Consider the following 15,368-nt stretch of genomic DNA (forward strand, 5'->3'; position numbering starts at 1 on the left):
CGGTCGAGCACCTCCAGGCGCGTCCGGGCGTCCTCGTGCTGCCTCAGGATCTCGGCGTATTCTCCGGTGGGGCGCCCCGTGGACGTCAGCAGCTTCGCCCGCTCGGCCTCGACCCGGGCGATCAGCGCGTCCCCCGCGCTGCTGGCGATGTCCCCCAGGCCCTCGCCCAGGGCGGATTTCAGGTAGTTGCCCGCATGGGCCACCGGACCGCGCAGTTCCTGTCCCTCGCCCTGCTCGATCCACAGCAGGCCGGGCACGCCCCAGTGCTGGGCCTTGCTGGCGCCCTTGCCGGGGAACTGGTAGCCCAGCAGCTCCGCCAGTTTCTCCTCGGCCTCGTCGCCATTGAAACGCCGGGCACCGACCTCCAGGTCGCAGCGTTTCTGCTTCAGGAAGCGCTTGCTGAGTTTCCAGCGTTCGCCCTGCCACTCGAATTCCAGCTCCACGCTGGGCGCGGCGGAGGTATCTCCCCAGGGCTGCAGGTCTTCCGCGCCGCTGGACTTGAAGCGCTCGAAGAACGCCGCCCGGATCGCCCGCACCAGCGTGCTCTTGCCGGATTCGTTGGGTCCGGAGAACAGATTCAGTCCGGGCTCCAGACCGCCGACTTCCACCGGATCTCGGAATTGCCGCAATTGCTCGACACGCAGGCGCAGCAGCTTCATGCGCCCGCTCCCGTCGGATGCTCTCCCAGGAGCCCGGCCAGGATCGCCAGCGCCTCGCGCGCCGTATCCGCCGGCTCGCCCGCGGCCGCGTCCTGCCGCTGGCGCAGCTGCGCGATCGCGTCGCCCACGTAGCCGTCGGCCCGCAGGGCGGCCATGTCCTCGTCGGTGGGCTCCAGCCGCAGAGCCGACCGATGGACCTGCAGGCTGCGGCAGCGCCCCTGGGCCACGGACAGCGCCTGGTCCAGGCGCCGCGCGTCCGCCAGGTCGATGGCCCCGGCCAGCGTCAGGTCCAGCACGGTTTCGGGCGGCAGGCCGTCCAGGCGCTCGATGAGCAGGTCCAGGTCGGACGCGACCGACAGGGTCTCGTCCCAGGCCAGCCAGCGGTACTGGCCGACCTCCAGGGGCTCCACCACCGGCGCCCGGCCGGGCCCCGGCACGTCCACCCGCGCGACCCGGCCCGAGCCATTGTCGCGGAAGCGTTCCGGCTCCGGCGTGCCGCTGTACACAGTGCGCTCGTCGACCTGCTTGAAGCCGTGCCAGTCGCCCAGCGCCAGATAGTCCAGCCGCGCGCGCCGCGCCCGGTCGGCGGCGATCGGATTGGGAGAATCGATGTCCTCGGCCAGGATGCCCTGGACGCTGCCGTGCGCCAGGCCGATGCGCGCCAGACCTTCGGCCGTCTCCGCCGCGTCGAACCATTCCGTCAGATCGCCGTGCGTCTGCCGCTGGGTCAGGGGCGCCGCCAGCACCGCGAACCCCAGTTCGGGGAACGCGCGCACGCCCGGCTCCAGCAGCAGGTGCGCGCCAGGCGGCACCGCGCCCAGCCGCTGCGCGCGGGTCCAGACGCTTTCCGCCAGGGCGGCGTCGTGATTGCCCGGGATCAGGATCCAGGGGCCCTCGTAGCCCCGCAGCGCATTGAACAGGCGCCGGATGGTGCGGTCCGACACCGCCTGGGCGTCGAACACGTCGCCCGCCACCAGGACGGCGTCGACGCGCTCCCGCGCCGCCAGCGCGGCGATGCGTTCGATCGCGGCGTAGCGGGCCTCGGCCAGGACGGCGGCGTCCTCGGGGGCGAAGCGGCCGTACTGGCGGCCGATCTGCCAATCAGCGGTGTGCAGGAATCTGGGCATGGCCGGGATATTGACACCGACCCCGGCCCCGAGTCAAAGCGCGGGCGCCCCGCGCGTGGCCGGATTGTCCGGGTCGCGCGCGCCCATGCGGCCACCCGGCCCGGTGCCTACTTGGCGAACAGCTGGCCGAGATCCTTGAACGCCTTGAATTCCAGCGCATTGCCACAGGGATCGAGCAGGAACATGGTGGCCTGCTCGCCCACCTGGCCCTTGAAGCGGACGTAGGGCTCGATGACGAACTTCGTGCCGAAGGACTTCAGGCGCTCCGCCAGGGCTTCCCACTGGTCCCATTCCAGGACGACGCCAAAGTGCGGCACCGGCACGTCGTGCCCGTCCACCGGATTGGTGTGGGCGCTTTCCTGGGACGCCGTCCGGGGATGCTCGTGGATCACCAACTGGTGGCCGTAGAAGTTGAAGTCCACCCACTGCGCGCTGGAGCGGCCTTCCTCCAGGCCGAAGACCTCGCCGTAGAAGCAGCGGGCGGCGGACAGGTCGTACACGGGGATGGCCAGGTGGAAAGGGGACAGGCTCATGGAGGGCTCCAGGGAACGAAGAGGTTGCTTGGTCTGAATGATTGCGGTTTCAACGATTGTAGAAGCGGATCCGGGAATGCACCATCCAGGCGCCATCGAGAAACGCCATCCAGGCCGGATGCCGTGGCGCATCCGCGATGGCCGGCGGCGACGGCCGATGGTTTATGATTCCAGCTTCGCACCGCCCCGACCCTCCCCATGATCCGCCTTTCCGCATCGCCCGTCCGCCCTCTTCCCACGCGGAGGCCGCGTTGAGCCCGTCCCGTCCCGCCCGCCACCCCGCCTGGGGCATCGCCCTGGTGGCGCTGATCGCCCTGGCCGGCCTGTTCTACGTGAAATGGTCGCCGTACTACGACCGCGCCTTCACGGCCGCCCAGACGCACTCCATCGGCGCATCCATCCTGACGGGCGGCCAGGACGCCCCGCCCGCGCCTTCCCTGCACGCCGCGCTCGACTACGCGAAGGCCTACGGCCTGGCCATCTGGAAGGCCCTGCTGCTGGGACTGCTGCTGGGGTCCGCCATCCAGACCCTGCTGCCGCCGCGTTGGATCGAGCGCTGGCTGGGCCGTCCGGACGCCGGCGGCGTGGTGACGGGCGGCCTGCTGTCCATCCCCAGCATGATGTGCACCTGCTGCGCCGCCCCCGTGATCGCCGGACTGCGCCACTGCCGCGCCGCGCCGGGCAACACGGCCGCCTACTGGCTGGGCAACACCATGCTCAACCCGGCCACCCTGGTCTTCATGGGCTTCGTCCTGGGCTGGCACTGGGCCGGCCTGCGCCTCGCGCTGGGGCTGGCGATGGTGCTGGGCCTGGGCTGGGCGCTGAACCGCATGAGCCGGGCGGACTGCGCGCCAGTCGACGATTCCGCGCCGGCCGCTTTCGACACCGACCCCGCGTATTTCCAGCCAGGCCAGGTGCTGCGGCGCTGGGCCCGGGCTTTCGCCGGCATGGCGCTGCGGCTGCTGCCCGAATACCTGGTCCTGGTGCTGCTGCTGGGCGCCGCCCGCGCCTGGCTGTTCCCCGTGCTGGACTTCAGCATCGACAACGGCCTGCTGTGGATCGTGGGCGCCGCGCTGGTCGGCACTCTGTTCGTCATCCCGACCGCGGGCGAAGTCCCCATCGTCCAGGCCCTGCTGGCGCTGGGCGTTGGGGTGGGGCCGGCGGCCGCGCTGCTGGTGACCCTGCCGCCGGTCAGCCTGCCGTCCCTGGCCATGGTCAGCCGCTCGTTCCGGCGGTCCGAGCTGGCCGTCCTGGCGCTGGGCGTGGTCGCCCTGGGCGTGATCGGCGGCGGACTGGCGATCGCGCTGGGATTCGGCGGATAAGGCCTGCCGGGTGCATGCCCGCGGACGCCGCGGGCACGGCAACGGCAGCAGTGCTCCCCGCCGTCAGCGGCCGGAAGGCTCTTGCGGCCGCGTCCCCCAGAACAGGACCGCCTCGGCCAGCAGGAATGCGGCGACCGGCGCCACAGCCCCCGCGACGCCCGCGATCTCGTGCCCGAACCGGGCCGCCACGTAGAGCAGCACGATCATGCTGAGCATCATGCCCGGCGCCCCGAGCCCGCGCAGCGCCACGCTGCGGTGGTAGCCCAGCCAGAACGCGACCCGGGCGACGATCCATACCACGGTCGTCGCCACCACCGCCCGCATCTCCGCGCCGTCGGCGCAATAGGCCGCCAACCCGAACAGCGACACGCCGAACACGAGGATCTGCTCGACGGTGTTCTGCAGGTACCTTTGATTGACACGGAGCCGCCTCGTCTCGAAACGCGCCAAGGGATCGAACGCGGGCGAGGTCAGCCGTTCGTGCGCCACGGCCTCGACGCCCGTCACCAGGCAGAACAACACGGCCACGCAGCAGCATTTGAGGGTGAACAGCATCCGGTCGGCAAGGCTGTCCATCCCCGGCAGCGGCGACATCAGGCGATCGACGCCGAGCCAGAGCCCCGCGGCGAGCAGCGAGGCGACCGCGATGGCGGCGATGCCGCCGGCGCGCTGCCTGCGGAAATCGGACGGGTCCGCAATGGATTCGCTCATGGTTTCTCCTGTTTCCCGGACGGCCGCGCCGGGCGCATGCCGTCTCCTTCCAGCCGGCCACCCTGATCCGGAGCCGGAGCCCGGCCGGAAAACCGACCAGCCGCGCGATATGGATTTATACAGCGCCATGCCCGTCCGGACAGCGAAAATGCACTGCATTTTGCGTCCATTCCTCTCATGCCTCTGATGGAAAACAAGTTGCGCACGCAACGATCTTCCCATATAGTTGCCAACGCAACCATACAGAACCGATATGTCCGGCATCGGCCGTCCGGCGGCGGAGCACCGCGCCCGCACCGCGTCCGATCCCCCACCGGAGGAGAACGCTCGATGCACCGTCCGACCACCGAACCGCGCCCGTCGATCTACTACGACTACCGGGTGTTCAAGCCCTGGCTGCCCTCCGCGCATCCACCCCAGCCGCACCAGAAAGTCGTCATCGTCGGCGCCGGACCGGCCGGCATGGTCGCCGCGCTCGAACTCGCCCGCCATGGCGTGCCCAGCGTGATCGCGACCGCGGAACTGCAGGTCTCGCAAGGCAGCCGCGCCATCGTCTTCACCCGCCGCTCGATGGAGATCCTGCAACAGGTCGGCGTGGCCGACCGCATGGCCGAGAACGGCCTGCCGTGGCGCTTCGGCAATTCCTACTACCGCGGCCGGCACGTCTTCCGCATGGAGGCGCCCCACGATCCGGACGACCGCTACTTCCCGATGCTCAACGTGCAGCAGCAGTACATGGAGGAATACCTGATCGACGCCTGCGCCGCCCATCCGCTGATCGACCTGCGCTGGGGCAACAAGGCGACGCGCGTCGAGCAGAAGGACGACGGCGCCACGGTCCACCTCGACACGCCGGAAGGGCCCTACACGCTCGACACCGACTGGGTGATCGCCGCCGACGGCGGCCGTTCCGACATCCGCACCGCTCTGGGACTGCAGATGGAGGGCGCCTCCTACGAGGGCTTCTTCGTCATCGCCGACATCCGCGTCGATCTGCCGCTGCCGACCGAGCGCCTGGCCTTCTTCGACCCCGACTGGAACCCGGGCAACACCATCCTCATGCACCGCGAGCCGCACGGCATCTGGCGCATCGACTACCAGTTGCCGGCCGGCGAGACGCCCGAGGAAGCACTGCGGCCCGAATCGCTGAAGCGGCGCATCGACGCCCAGCTCGCGATGATCGGCCACGCCGGCATCCCATGGGAAATGGACTGGAACTCGGTCTATTCGGCCCGCACGCTGACCCTGCCCGACTACGTCCACGGCCACATCCTCTTCACCGGCGACGCCGCCCACCTGCTGCCGATCTTCGGCGTGCGCGGCGCCAACACCGGCTTCCAGGACGCGCAATCGGCGGCCTGGCATCTGGCCTTTGTGATCAAGGGCCTCGCGGGCAGGAAACTGCTCGCCAACCACAGCGCCGAGCGCGTCGGCGCCGCCCGTGAAATCATCGACGAGGCGGGCAAGAGCACGCGCTTCATGACGCCGCCCACGCGCGGCTTCCGCCTGCTGCGCGACGCGGTCCTGTCGCTGTCGCTGACCGAGGCGTTCGTGCGCCCGCTGTACCACTGGCGCACCTCGCGTCCGCACGAATACACCCGCTCGATGCTCAATTGCACGGGCGACGACGACGCGCTGTTCGCCGCCGGTCCCGCCCACGGCGCGCCGCCGCGGAACATCCGCCTGGCGGCCGACGATTTCCTGCTCGATCACCTGGGCGGCGGCTTCGACCTGCTGTATTTCACCCAGGCGCCGGCCATCCCCGCGCCGCTGCGGGAGGTGGTCGCCGCCACGCGCGCCCGCGGCGTGCCGCTGAAGGTCATCGCCATCGGCACGGGGCAGCCGGTCGTCGAGGGCGCCGACCTGACGCTCGCCGACACCGACGGCCACTTCCGCGAGCGCTATGGGGTGCTGGCGGGCGGCGGCGCCTACCTGCTGCGCCCGGACCAGCACGTGTGCGCGCGCTGGCTCGCGCTCGACGCCATCCGCCTGCAAGCCGCACTGGACACCGCCCTGCCGCAATAAGGATCAGGAGAACACCATGACGCAACACCGCACGCTGGACATCGCCGGCCTGGAAAATGTCTACGACGCCCTGGCCACGGCCATCGACCAGGCCGGCCCCGACAAGGCCGAACTCTTCCTCGTCAAGCTGGCCCTGCTCAACGCCGACGCGCTGGGCGACGCCGAACGCTTCCAGCGACAGATCCAGGCGGCGCTGAAGGATCTGTAGAATCGCTCTCCATGACGCGCCCCGCCCGCCCCCGCCCCGTCCCGACGCCTCCGCTCGAGCGCAGCTTCACCTATCGCTTCAACGTCCTGCGCAAGGGCATCGATCGCCAGAGCGCCGCCGGCTACCTGAAAGAAGTCGGCGTGTCGCTCAGCGACGGGCGCTGCCTGGCCGCGATCGGCCGCTTCGCCCCCCTGTCGATCAAGGAACTGGCGAACCGTTCGCACCTGAACAAGAGCCAGGCCAGCCGCGCCGCCCAGTCGCTGGTCGACCGGGGGCTGGTGCGCAAGGACGGCAGCCCGGAGGACGGCCGCGGCGTCGTGCTCACGCTCACCGCGGCGGGCCGGGAAGCCTGGAACCGCACGATGCGGTTCGTGCACGAGCGCAACCAGGAAATCCTGGGCTGCCTGAGCGACGACGAATACGCGACCCTGAGCGCACTGCTCGACCGCCTCATCGCCCACACGCTCGCCCGGGACGGCGCGGCCGGCGAAGACACGGACGAATCACCGTGACGCGCCTCGGCGGCGATCACGGAGGCGTGGGCGGACCAGGCATGCCGGACGGCGGACACTTCCCGCGTACGAGGGGCCCCATCGGCTGCAAGCAAGCAGGCAGTCAATCGTTCGACGTCTTGCCAAGCACCACAGGCTCGCCGTTGCGGATCTCGCCGATATAGTTCACTGTCATGACCTGATGGTCGATCCCGTAGTGCTTCATGCCGCCCATCTCCAGATCCTCGCCCTGGACGGACTTGAACGGCATGGCGGCCTTGAAGGATTCGGCGACCTTTTCCGTATCATCGAGTGTGCCCGCCTTCTGGACCGCGTGCAGGATCGCGTTGGCCCCGTCATAGAACGACACGATGATCTCGTTGGCATCATGGCCGTTGCGCTTCTTGTATTCGGCGGCCAGATCCTGGTAGCCCTTGTTCGCCGGATCCGCATACAGCATGTTGATGGTGCCCTCCGCCGCCTTGGCGCCCGCGCCGGCGACGATTTCCTTCGGACCCGCGCCGCCCGTCTTGGTAAACAGCTTGTCATATCCCAACTCGCGGGCCTGTCGGATGATCAGGCCGGCCGTGGCGGGCGACGTTCCGCCCAGCTCGATCATGTCGGGCTTCATGGCGATGATGCGCGTCAGCATGGGCTGAAAGTCCTTCTGGGCACGCTCGAACAGCTCATGGCCAAGGACCTCGAAACCCTTTTCCTTGAAGATCGCCTCGCTCAAGCGCACCTGATCCCAGCCCGTTTCATCATTGGGATTGACCACCACCACGCGCCGGCCCTTCAGATTGTCCTTCATCCAGCCGATCATCGATGGCAGGTAATCCTCCGGCGCGCTGTACATACGGAACATGAAACGGGAATCCTTGTCCAGCGCCTTGCTGGTATAAGCCGAAGACATGCCGATGACTTTGTCGTCCTCGACATTCTGCTTCAACGCCATGGTGGCCGCGGACGACAGGATGATCACGTATTTGACGCCGTCCTGGTTGACCAGGCGGTTATAGGCGGCTACCGCTTCGGCGGCCTTGTACTGGTCGTCGTAGGCGATGACCTCGACCCTGACTTTCTTGCCTCCTACGTCGAGGCCACCGGCCGCATTGACCCGCTCGGCCAGGATTCTGGGCCCTTCCGCCGCAGCCATCCCCCAGGGGGCACCGCCCCCCGTCAACGCAGCGATCACACCGATCTTCAAGGTTTCGGCCCCGACCGCACCTGCGTATAGCAGGCCCGCAGCAGCCAAAGAGGCCATGACGGCCCGAGGATTGAAAATGTACTTCTGGTTCATGGCTCTGTCTCCGATAGATTAGTGGTATCGCTATGAAACCGGCATGACTCCAATGGAGCCCCGCCATTTGAAACGACGAGAAAGCCGGCGAATCTCGGAGCCCTCGTCGGACAATCCAATCAAGTGGCGATGCGGTATACCCGAGCCGCCGTGTCATGGAACAGGGCCCGGCGCTCATCGGGCGAAAAAGCCGCGCTGGCGATCTTGAAGGCATTCCAAAGCTCGGTGTAGCCGCAGGACTGCTTGTCCACAGGAAAATTGCTTTCAAACATGCAGCGCTCAGGGCCGAAGAGGTCCACGCAAACGTCGACATAGGGCTTCCATGCCCGGACCAGGGCCTCGGACCCGGCAGGCCGCTCGCCCCGCTCGAAGCCGAATCCGAAGACAGCCATGCCCATCCCGCCCACCTTGATGTGGACGTTGGGGTAAGCCACCAGAGCCTCGATGCCGGTACGCCATTCGTGGAATGCGTTCCTGTAGCCGGGATACTCGGGCACACCGATGACCCCACCCACGTGGTCGAGCACCATGGTCGTATCCGGAAAGCGGGCAGCAAGCTGCGCCCACTCATCGAGCTGCGTGTGATACAGCCAGCCATCGAAGCTGAGTCCAAAACGGGCCAATTGCGCAAACCCCTTCTGGAACCCGGGATCCAGCAGCAGATGCTGTGGAGCCCCATGCTTGATCGTGGCACCGATGGCGCCGGGATCGTACGCTGCTTGCTGGCGAATACCTGTCAGCCGCCCGCCACCGGCCTCGGCCATCGCCTCAAGCACGGGGACCACACGATCTCCAAGTGCAAGATCCGCAAATCCCACGATCGACGCCGCCACCCGGCACGAGCCATAGATGCCGCTGTCGGCCATGGCGCCTACGCCCCGGGCGAATTCGATTTCACCGACCGGTCGCATCGCCTCTTCACCCCGGGCACGCCACATCGAGTGGTAGGCTTCGACGAACACGGTCGCCTCGATGTTGTGCCCGCACGCCAGGTCGGCCAGCAAGTCCGGATACAGGTAGCGACTGCCCGTGGCGGGAGAGTCGTACAAATGGTGATGCGGATCGATGATGGGCAATTCGGGTTCCAGCGCCGCTTCGGAAGGCGAGCCGGCATGCCAGGCATCGAGCTGCGCCGTGCCCTTGGGCTGATTGCCTCGGAAGGACGTTCTTCCAGCGTTTTTCATCGTCATATCGTTAATCTCCTTGGATGCATGGCACCCGGCGCGCCCCATATCGGTCAGTCCCGCCGGGACGGCAGGCTCGCAAGCGTTCTATGGCGCCCATTGAGCCACCAGCCATACTGCACCGGCCAGGAGGCATAAGGATTCGCCGCATCTACGACACCCAGCCGGGCCTCGGCGTGCAAGGGCCAGTTCGGATCGAACAACGCCTGGCGGCCGATCGCCACCAGATCCGCCCGCCCTTGTACGATGGTCTCGTTGGCCAGTTCGGGCTCGGTGATCAGACCCACCGCCATCGTCGCGATTCCGGCTTCGCTGCGCACGGCCTCGGCATAGGGAATCTGGAAGCCGTAGCCCGGCGCATCGCGCGAAGTCGAGGCGGAATGCCCAGCCAGGCCGCCCGACGAACAATCGATCACGTCCACGCCCGCCGCCTTGAGGACCCGTGCGAAAGCGACCGTATCGGTCAGCGTGCGACCGCCCTCCACCCCGTCCTGGGCCGACACGCGCACGAACATCGGCCGCTCGCGGGGCCACGCCGCGCGCATGTCGCCAACAACTTCCAGGACATAGCGATGGCGGCCCTCGAACGAACCGGCATAGGCATCGGAACGCCGATTGGTCACCGGCGACATGAAGGAGTGCAGCAGGAAGCCATGCGCCGCATGCAGTTCGATGAGGTCGAACCCCGCTCGATCCGCACGCGCCACCGCGGCGACGAAGGCCTCGCGGATGTCGGTCATGTCGCGATAGGTCGCGGGCTCCGGCACCTGGTATCCGGCACCGAACGCCAGCGCACTGGGCGCCTTGAGCGGCCAGACGGCTTCGCCGCGCAGCGCCTGGTCCTCATTGCCCACCGGCCCGTTACCATGCCAGGGCCGCTGGCGATTGGCCTTGCGCCCGCCGTGGCACAACTGGATGCCCACAGTGGCGCCCTGCGCCTTCAGCATGCGCACGATGCGTGCCAGCGGTTCAATCTGCCGGTCCGACCAGAGGCCCAGATCCCCATGACTGATCCGCCCTTCAGGCAGGACCGCCGTGGCCTCGATCATGACCAGACCGGCGCCCCCCAGGCCGAAGCGGCCGTAGTGCGCCAGATGAAAGTCCGACGCCATGCCCTCGTCCGCGGAATACATGCACATGGCCGAAATGGCAATGCGGTTACGGATGCTCACGCCGCGCAATTGCAGGCTGGAGAACAGATTGGCCATGTCTCGTTTCCCGGCAAATGGCCGCTCAGGCAGCGTGCGGCATCAAGATCTGCCGCACGACCTCGCCGCGATCCAACTGATCCAGGCTCAGATTGAGTTCAGCGAACGAGATTTCGCTGCTCTTGAGACGGTCCACCGGCATTTTGCCCGCCTTGTATAGGCTGATGTAATGCGGAATGTCGCGTTCGGGCACCGTCGACCCCATGAACGAACCGCGCAATCCGCGCTCTTCGGTCACCAGCGCGGCATGCACGTACTGGAACAGCGTATCGGATGCGCCCAGGCCCACGCAGATCACGTCGCCGCCGCGTGCCGTGATGGCATTGCCCATGGCCACCGCCTGCGGATTGCCGGTCATGTCGAAGGTGAAATCGACGCCACCCTTGCTGAGATCGCGGATCTTCTGAACGATGTCCGGATCGGACGCCAGGACCGTTTCGGTCGCACCCAGATCGCGCGCCAGCGGAAACTTTCCGGCATTGATGTCAATGCCGAAGATCTGGGATGCACCGGCGATGCGCGCCGCCATCACGGCGTTCAGTCCGACGCCGCCCAGGCCGATCACGGCCACGCTGGCGCCTGCCGGCACCTGGGCGGTATTGAGCACGGCCCCCGCGCCAGTGACCACCGCGCAGCCGAACATGGCGGCGACGTCCAGCGGCACATCGTCGTCGATGCGGATCAGCGATTTGGGCACGGTAATGGCGTACTGGGCGAAGGCCGACACGCCGCTATAGTGATAGATCGGCTGACCATTGCGGCTCAGGCGGCTCACCCCGGTGGCCAGCAGGCCCTGCGTACGCGGCACGGTGACGCTCTGGCACAGCGCGGGCCGCTGGCGATTGCACGCACGGCAGCAGCCACAACCGGACACCACCGTCATGACGACATGGTCGCCCGGCTTCAATTCCGTGACGCCAGCGCCCACCTCACGGACGATCCCCGCGCCTTCATGCCCTCCCACGACCGGCAGCTTGCGCTTGCGCAGGCCCGCGACCTGCGACAGATCGGAATGGCAGAGGCCCGCAGCCACCACTTCCACCAGCACTTCGCCCTCGCCGGGTCCTTCCAGCTCCACGTCCTCGATCTGGAAAGGCAGGCTGTCCACATAAGGCTTCGGGCGCCCTTGTTCATACATCACCGCGGCGGTCATCTTCATGTTCCACGCTCCTCTCGATCATTTCATCGGATCATTATCGTGTCGTATGCCGCCGGCGATGCCCAGAGTTTCAGGCAACGGCCGCGGCGAGCGGATTTCTTGATCCAGTAAAAGGCCTTCCGGCAACCGCGGCAAGCCACAATTCCGCGTGCTGGTCATGACTATTGCTCATGGCCTGAATCATCCGGCCCGTGTTCGGATATTCGGGACTCAGTCATTCAATATTCAACATGGACGCAGGCTCCCACCGCCGATAAGCTGGACGGGAATTTTCTGACCTTCCACACGCAAAAAAGGGAGCAGGCACATGGCAAATGAAAGCGGCGGAACCCTGGTCGTGGCAGGCGCCACCAGCGTGGCGACTCAGCATCTGATCGACATCGTCAGCAGCACGCCGAACTGGAACGTGATCGGGCTGTGCAGGAATCCGCCGCCCAGCTCACGGCCGAACGTCCGCTACGCAGCCGCCGATTTTCTGGATCCGGAATCCTGCAAGCGCGCGGTGGAGGGCGTCGCGGTCACGCACCTGGTCTACGCGGCGCGGGCACGTCATACCCTGTATACCGCCATGATGCCGCACGCCAAGGTCGGGATCGAAAACGTGGAACCCAACCTGAACATGTTGCGCAACATCACGGCGGCATGCAGCGGCCCCACCCTGCGCCACGTGCACGCACTGGCCGGCACCAAATGGTACGGTCTGCATTTCGGTCCTTTTCCTACTCCGGCGCGGGAATCCGATCCAGGGCACATGCCGCCGAACTTCTATTTCGACCAGCAAAACTTCCTGATCGAGGAATCCGCGCGCGCCGGCTGGAGCTGGTCGACCAGCCGGCCTGGCATCATCAGCGGAGAGACCGCCGGCGGCGCCCCCAACATGCTGGCCTCCATCGGCGTTTATGCGGCTATCTGCCGGCATCTCGGCCTGCCGCTGGAATTCCCGGGCAAGCCGGGCGCTTACACCAGCCTGCTGGAACTGACCGAGGCCCGGCAACTGGCCGAAGCCATCTTCTGGATGTGCCGTACGCCCGAGGCAGCCAACCAGGCCTTCAACATCACCAACGGCGACCTGTTCCGATGGGAGCATGTCTGGTCGAGACTGGCGGACCACTTCGGCATGAAGGCTGGTCCGGTCCGGCATTTTTCGCTGGTGCAGTGGATGGCCGACAAGGGCCCGGTCTGGGATGAAATCGTCAAGCAGCATGGTCTGCAGCCGCTGGCCATCGATCAGGTCGCCTCGTGGGGCTTTGCCGACTTCACCCTGAACTACGACTATGACGTCATCTCCTCCATGACCAAGATCCGGCTGGCAGGATTCCACAGGACCGTGGACACCGAAGCCATGATGCTCGACCAGCTCTCCCAATATCGCCAGAAAAAATTTCTGCCCTGATCCGGGCCAGACGATTGCCTGCGCAGACTCAGCCCATCTCAGCCCATGCTCGATTCCACGACTGCCCCTCAGATCTTCGACGAAGAGTTCGGCACACACTACGCGGCCTTTGCCGCTGCCCTGCTGGTGAGTGACATCCCGGCCGCCGTCCTGGCCGCCGCCCGCGAAAACCTGTTCGACACCCTGGCCTGCGCCATCGCCGGATCGTCCGCACACGGGGTGGACACGGTCCGCGATCTGGTCGAAGGCTGGGGAGGACGGCCCGAAGCCGGCATCCTGTGCTCGTCGATCCGAGTGCCCGCGCATCACGCGGCCTGGGTCAATGGCATGATGTCCCACGCCCGGGATTACGACGACACGCACGATGCCGCCGTACTGCATGCCGGCGTCTCCATCATCCCCGCAGCGCTGGCCGCCGCCCAGTTGGCGCCTGCAGCCAGCGGCGCGGATCTGCTCGCCGGCATCGTCGCCGGCCTGGAGCTGATCTGCCGTCTGGGGGTCAGCACCCGGATCAGCATCATTGAAAGCGGCCTCATGTATACGTCGCTCTTCGGCTACTTCGGCGCAACGGCGGCAGCGGCGCGCGTCATGGGACTGGATGCCGCGCAGACGGCCAATGCTCTGGGCATTGCCTACAGCCAGGCCGCCGGCACGCACCAGGTCACCCGCGACGGCGCCAGCACCAAACGCATGCAGCCGGGCTTTGCCGCCAAGGCCGCCCTGCTCTCGGTCCAGATGTCCCTGCGCGGAGTGCAGGGCGTCGTGCGCACTTTCGAGGGCATCGACGGCCTGTTTCGGAGCTATCTGGACAACCGCGTCGATACCGGGCGCCTGCGTCAGGGACTGGGCCAGTCCTATGAAATGCTGGACCTGAGCTACAAACCCTATCCCTGCTGCCGCTTCAATCATCCGGCCATCGAGGCCGCCCTGGCGATCCGCCGGCACCCGGGCTTCGATCCGGCACGCGTGCGCAGCGCTGTGGTCCACCTCACGCACGATGCCTATCAGGCCGTCTGCACGCCCGAAGACATCCGGCACGCTCCAAGGACCATCGTCCAGGCGCAGTTCAGCATCCCGTACACCGTGGCCTGCGCGCTGCTCGACGGCGAGGTGGCCCTGCGGCATTTCACCGAAGAAGGCATCCGCAATCCCGACGTTCTGGCCCTGGCAGCCCGCATCGACGGCCGCGTCGACGCTGCCATCGATCAGGAATGGTCGCGCAACATTTCACCCGCCATCGTTACGGTGGACACGGAACTCGGCCGCTTCGAGCACCGCATCGACTACCCCAAAGGCCACCCGAAATCCCGCATGACGGCGGCGGATTTCGATGCCAAGCTGGCTGGCTGCATGGCTGCCAGCGGCCTGGCCTGGCCCGCCGATCTGCCGCGGCGCCTGCACGCGGCCATCGACGGCCTGCACGCCGCCCCCGATGCAAACACGCTCATCGGCCTGTTGACTCTTTGACCAGCGCCGCGAAACACGCTCCTCCGGCGCAGTGCGGATCGCGCAGGGCAGGTGAAAGAGCCACTGCATTGAACGATTCAAACCACCTCATGAGGAGCAACCATGTTTGGTCAAATGCTGGACGCCGAAGACGAACGCGAGATCCGTTTTCTGATGGGCCACTACGTCCACTATCTGGACGGTGAGCAGGGCAAGGAATGGGCCGGTCTCTTCGCAGAAGACGGCCAGTGGCTAGGCGGCAATGTGGCGCCGGCGGCCAAGGGCGGATCGGGACTCGACGCGGGGAACCCAAAAGGCCGTGCCGCCCTGGAAGCCCTGGTGTACCGGGCCATCACGCAGAACTTCCGCAGCCTGTCGCGGCACATGATCACCGATCTCGTGCTGTGGCGCGATGCATCGGATCACGACATCGCCCATGGGCGCGGCCGTATGTTCATCACGGACTGGCGCGACGGCCCCGGCAAGATCAGCATGTCGGGATCCTATGTCTTCCTGTTTGCCCGCACGCCCGAGGGCTGGCGGATTTCCACGCTGCGCGCCAGCTTTCTGCCGACCTGAACGCGTGAGCCTCGTGCTCCGGG

The 15,368-nt window shown here is 67.0% G+C and carries 15 protein-coding genes; 7 read left to right on the top strand and 8 right to left on the bottom strand.

The genetic code is table 11. From position 1 onward, the window contains the following. The 3 genes from ACFO27_RS07060 to ACFO27_RS07070 form a co-directional block, all read right to left on the bottom strand. On the bottom strand, positions 1-659 hold a 659-nt coding region (locus tag ACFO27_RS07060; RefSeq protein ID WP_376816704.1), incomplete at its 3' end, for an AAA family ATPase. Continuing rightward, on the bottom strand, positions 656-1,786 hold the full coding sequence (locus tag ACFO27_RS07065) for a metallophosphoesterase family protein (RefSeq protein ID WP_376816705.1): 1,131 nt from the start codon (positions 1,784-1,786) through the stop codon (positions 656-658). The genes ACFO27_RS07065 and ACFO27_RS07060, both read right to left, overlap by 4 nt. A gap of 107 nt (positions 1,787-1,893) precedes the next feature. Next, the gene (locus ACFO27_RS07070) at positions 1,894-2,319 is read right to left on the bottom strand and encodes a VOC family protein (RefSeq protein WP_376816706.1); all 426 of its coding nucleotides are present in this window, start codon (positions 2,317-2,319) and stop codon (positions 1,894-1,896) included. Between the two features lie 251 nt (positions 2,320-2,570). Here ACFO27_RS07070 and ACFO27_RS07075 point away from each other — a divergent pair, with 251 nt between their 5' ends. Next, a complete protein-coding gene (locus tag ACFO27_RS07075) occupies positions 2,571-3,641 on the top strand; it encodes a permease (protein WP_376816707.1) in 1,071 nt (356 codons plus the stop codon). Positions 3,642-3,704: 63 nt separating this feature from the next. Here the strand turns inward: ACFO27_RS07075 and ACFO27_RS07080 are convergent, their stop codons facing one another. After that, positions 3,705-4,352: an MAPEG family protein gene (locus tag ACFO27_RS07080; RefSeq protein WP_376816708.1), complete on the bottom strand. Its 648-nt coding sequence runs from the start codon at positions 4,350-4,352 to the stop codon at positions 3,705-3,707. A gap of 330 nt (positions 4,353-4,682) precedes the next feature. Between ACFO27_RS07080 and ACFO27_RS07085 the strand changes: the two genes are divergently transcribed. From ACFO27_RS07085 to ACFO27_RS07095, 3 genes are read left to right on the top strand one after another with little or no spacing between them, the layout of a single operon-like run. Further along, positions 4,683-6,377 (top strand): FAD-dependent monooxygenase, encoded by a 1,695-nt coding sequence (locus ACFO27_RS07085; RefSeq protein WP_376816709.1) that lies wholly within the window; start codon positions 4,683-4,685, stop codon positions 6,375-6,377. Positions 6,378-6,393: 16 nt separating this feature from the next. Next, entirely contained in the window at positions 6,394-6,585 is a 192-nt protein-coding gene (locus ACFO27_RS07090; protein ID WP_376816710.1) for a DUF2783 domain-containing protein, read from the top strand. An 11-nt stretch (positions 6,586-6,596) separates the two neighbouring features. Continuing rightward, positions 6,597-7,097, top strand: a complete 501-nt coding sequence (locus ACFO27_RS07095; protein WP_376816711.1) for a MarR family winged helix-turn-helix transcriptional regulator — start codon at positions 6,597-6,599, stop codon at positions 7,095-7,097. A gap of 103 nt (positions 7,098-7,200) precedes the next feature. On the opposite strand, the gene ACFO27_RS07100 is transcribed toward ACFO27_RS07095, so the two are convergent. The 4 genes from ACFO27_RS07100 to ACFO27_RS07115 all read right to left on the bottom strand — a co-directional run bounded on the left by ACFO27_RS07100 (position 7,201) and on the right by ACFO27_RS07115 (position 11,927). Next, positions 7,201-8,376, bottom strand: coding sequence for an ABC transporter substrate-binding protein (locus ACFO27_RS07100; RefSeq protein ID WP_376816712.1), 1,176 nt, complete (start codon positions 8,374-8,376; stop codon positions 7,201-7,203). Positions 8,377-8,495: 119 nt separating this feature from the next. Next, positions 8,496-9,566: an amidohydrolase family protein gene (locus ACFO27_RS07105; protein WP_376816713.1), complete on the bottom strand. Its 1,071-nt coding sequence runs from the start codon at positions 9,564-9,566 to the stop codon at positions 8,496-8,498. Between the two features lie 47 nt (positions 9,567-9,613). Further along, positions 9,614-10,768: an NADH:flavin oxidoreductase/NADH oxidase gene (locus ACFO27_RS07110; protein WP_376816714.1), complete on the bottom strand. Its 1,155-nt coding sequence runs from the start codon at positions 10,766-10,768 to the stop codon at positions 9,614-9,616. Between the two features lie 25 nt (positions 10,769-10,793). Beyond that, positions 10,794-11,927 (bottom strand): zinc-binding dehydrogenase, encoded by a 1,134-nt coding sequence (locus ACFO27_RS07115; protein ID WP_376816715.1) that lies wholly within the window; start codon positions 11,925-11,927, stop codon positions 10,794-10,796. Between the two features lie 307 nt (positions 11,928-12,234). Between ACFO27_RS07115 and ACFO27_RS07120 the strand changes: the two genes are divergently transcribed. The 3 genes from ACFO27_RS07120 (at position 12,235) to ACFO27_RS07130 (ending at position 15,345) form a co-directional block, all read left to right on the top strand. After that, on the top strand, positions 12,235-13,320 hold the full coding sequence (locus tag ACFO27_RS07120; protein WP_376816716.1) for an SDR family oxidoreductase: 1,086 nt from the start codon (positions 12,235-12,237) through the stop codon (positions 13,318-13,320). A gap of 45 nt (positions 13,321-13,365) precedes the next feature. Next, the gene (locus ACFO27_RS07125) at positions 13,366-14,787 is read left to right on the top strand and encodes an MmgE/PrpD family protein (protein ID WP_376816717.1); all 1,422 of its coding nucleotides are present in this window, start codon (positions 13,366-13,368) and stop codon (positions 14,785-14,787) included. Positions 14,788-14,901: 114 nt separating this feature from the next. Next, positions 14,902-15,345, top strand: coding sequence for a nuclear transport factor 2 family protein (locus tag ACFO27_RS07130; protein WP_376816718.1), 444 nt, complete (start codon positions 14,902-14,904; stop codon positions 15,343-15,345). Positions 15,346-15,368: the final 23 nt, after the last annotated feature.

The organism is Castellaniella denitrificans, from assembly GCF_042653765.1.
GTDB classification, from domain to species: domain Bacteria; phylum Pseudomonadota; class Gammaproteobacteria; order Burkholderiales; family Burkholderiaceae_B; genus Castellaniella; species Castellaniella denitrificans.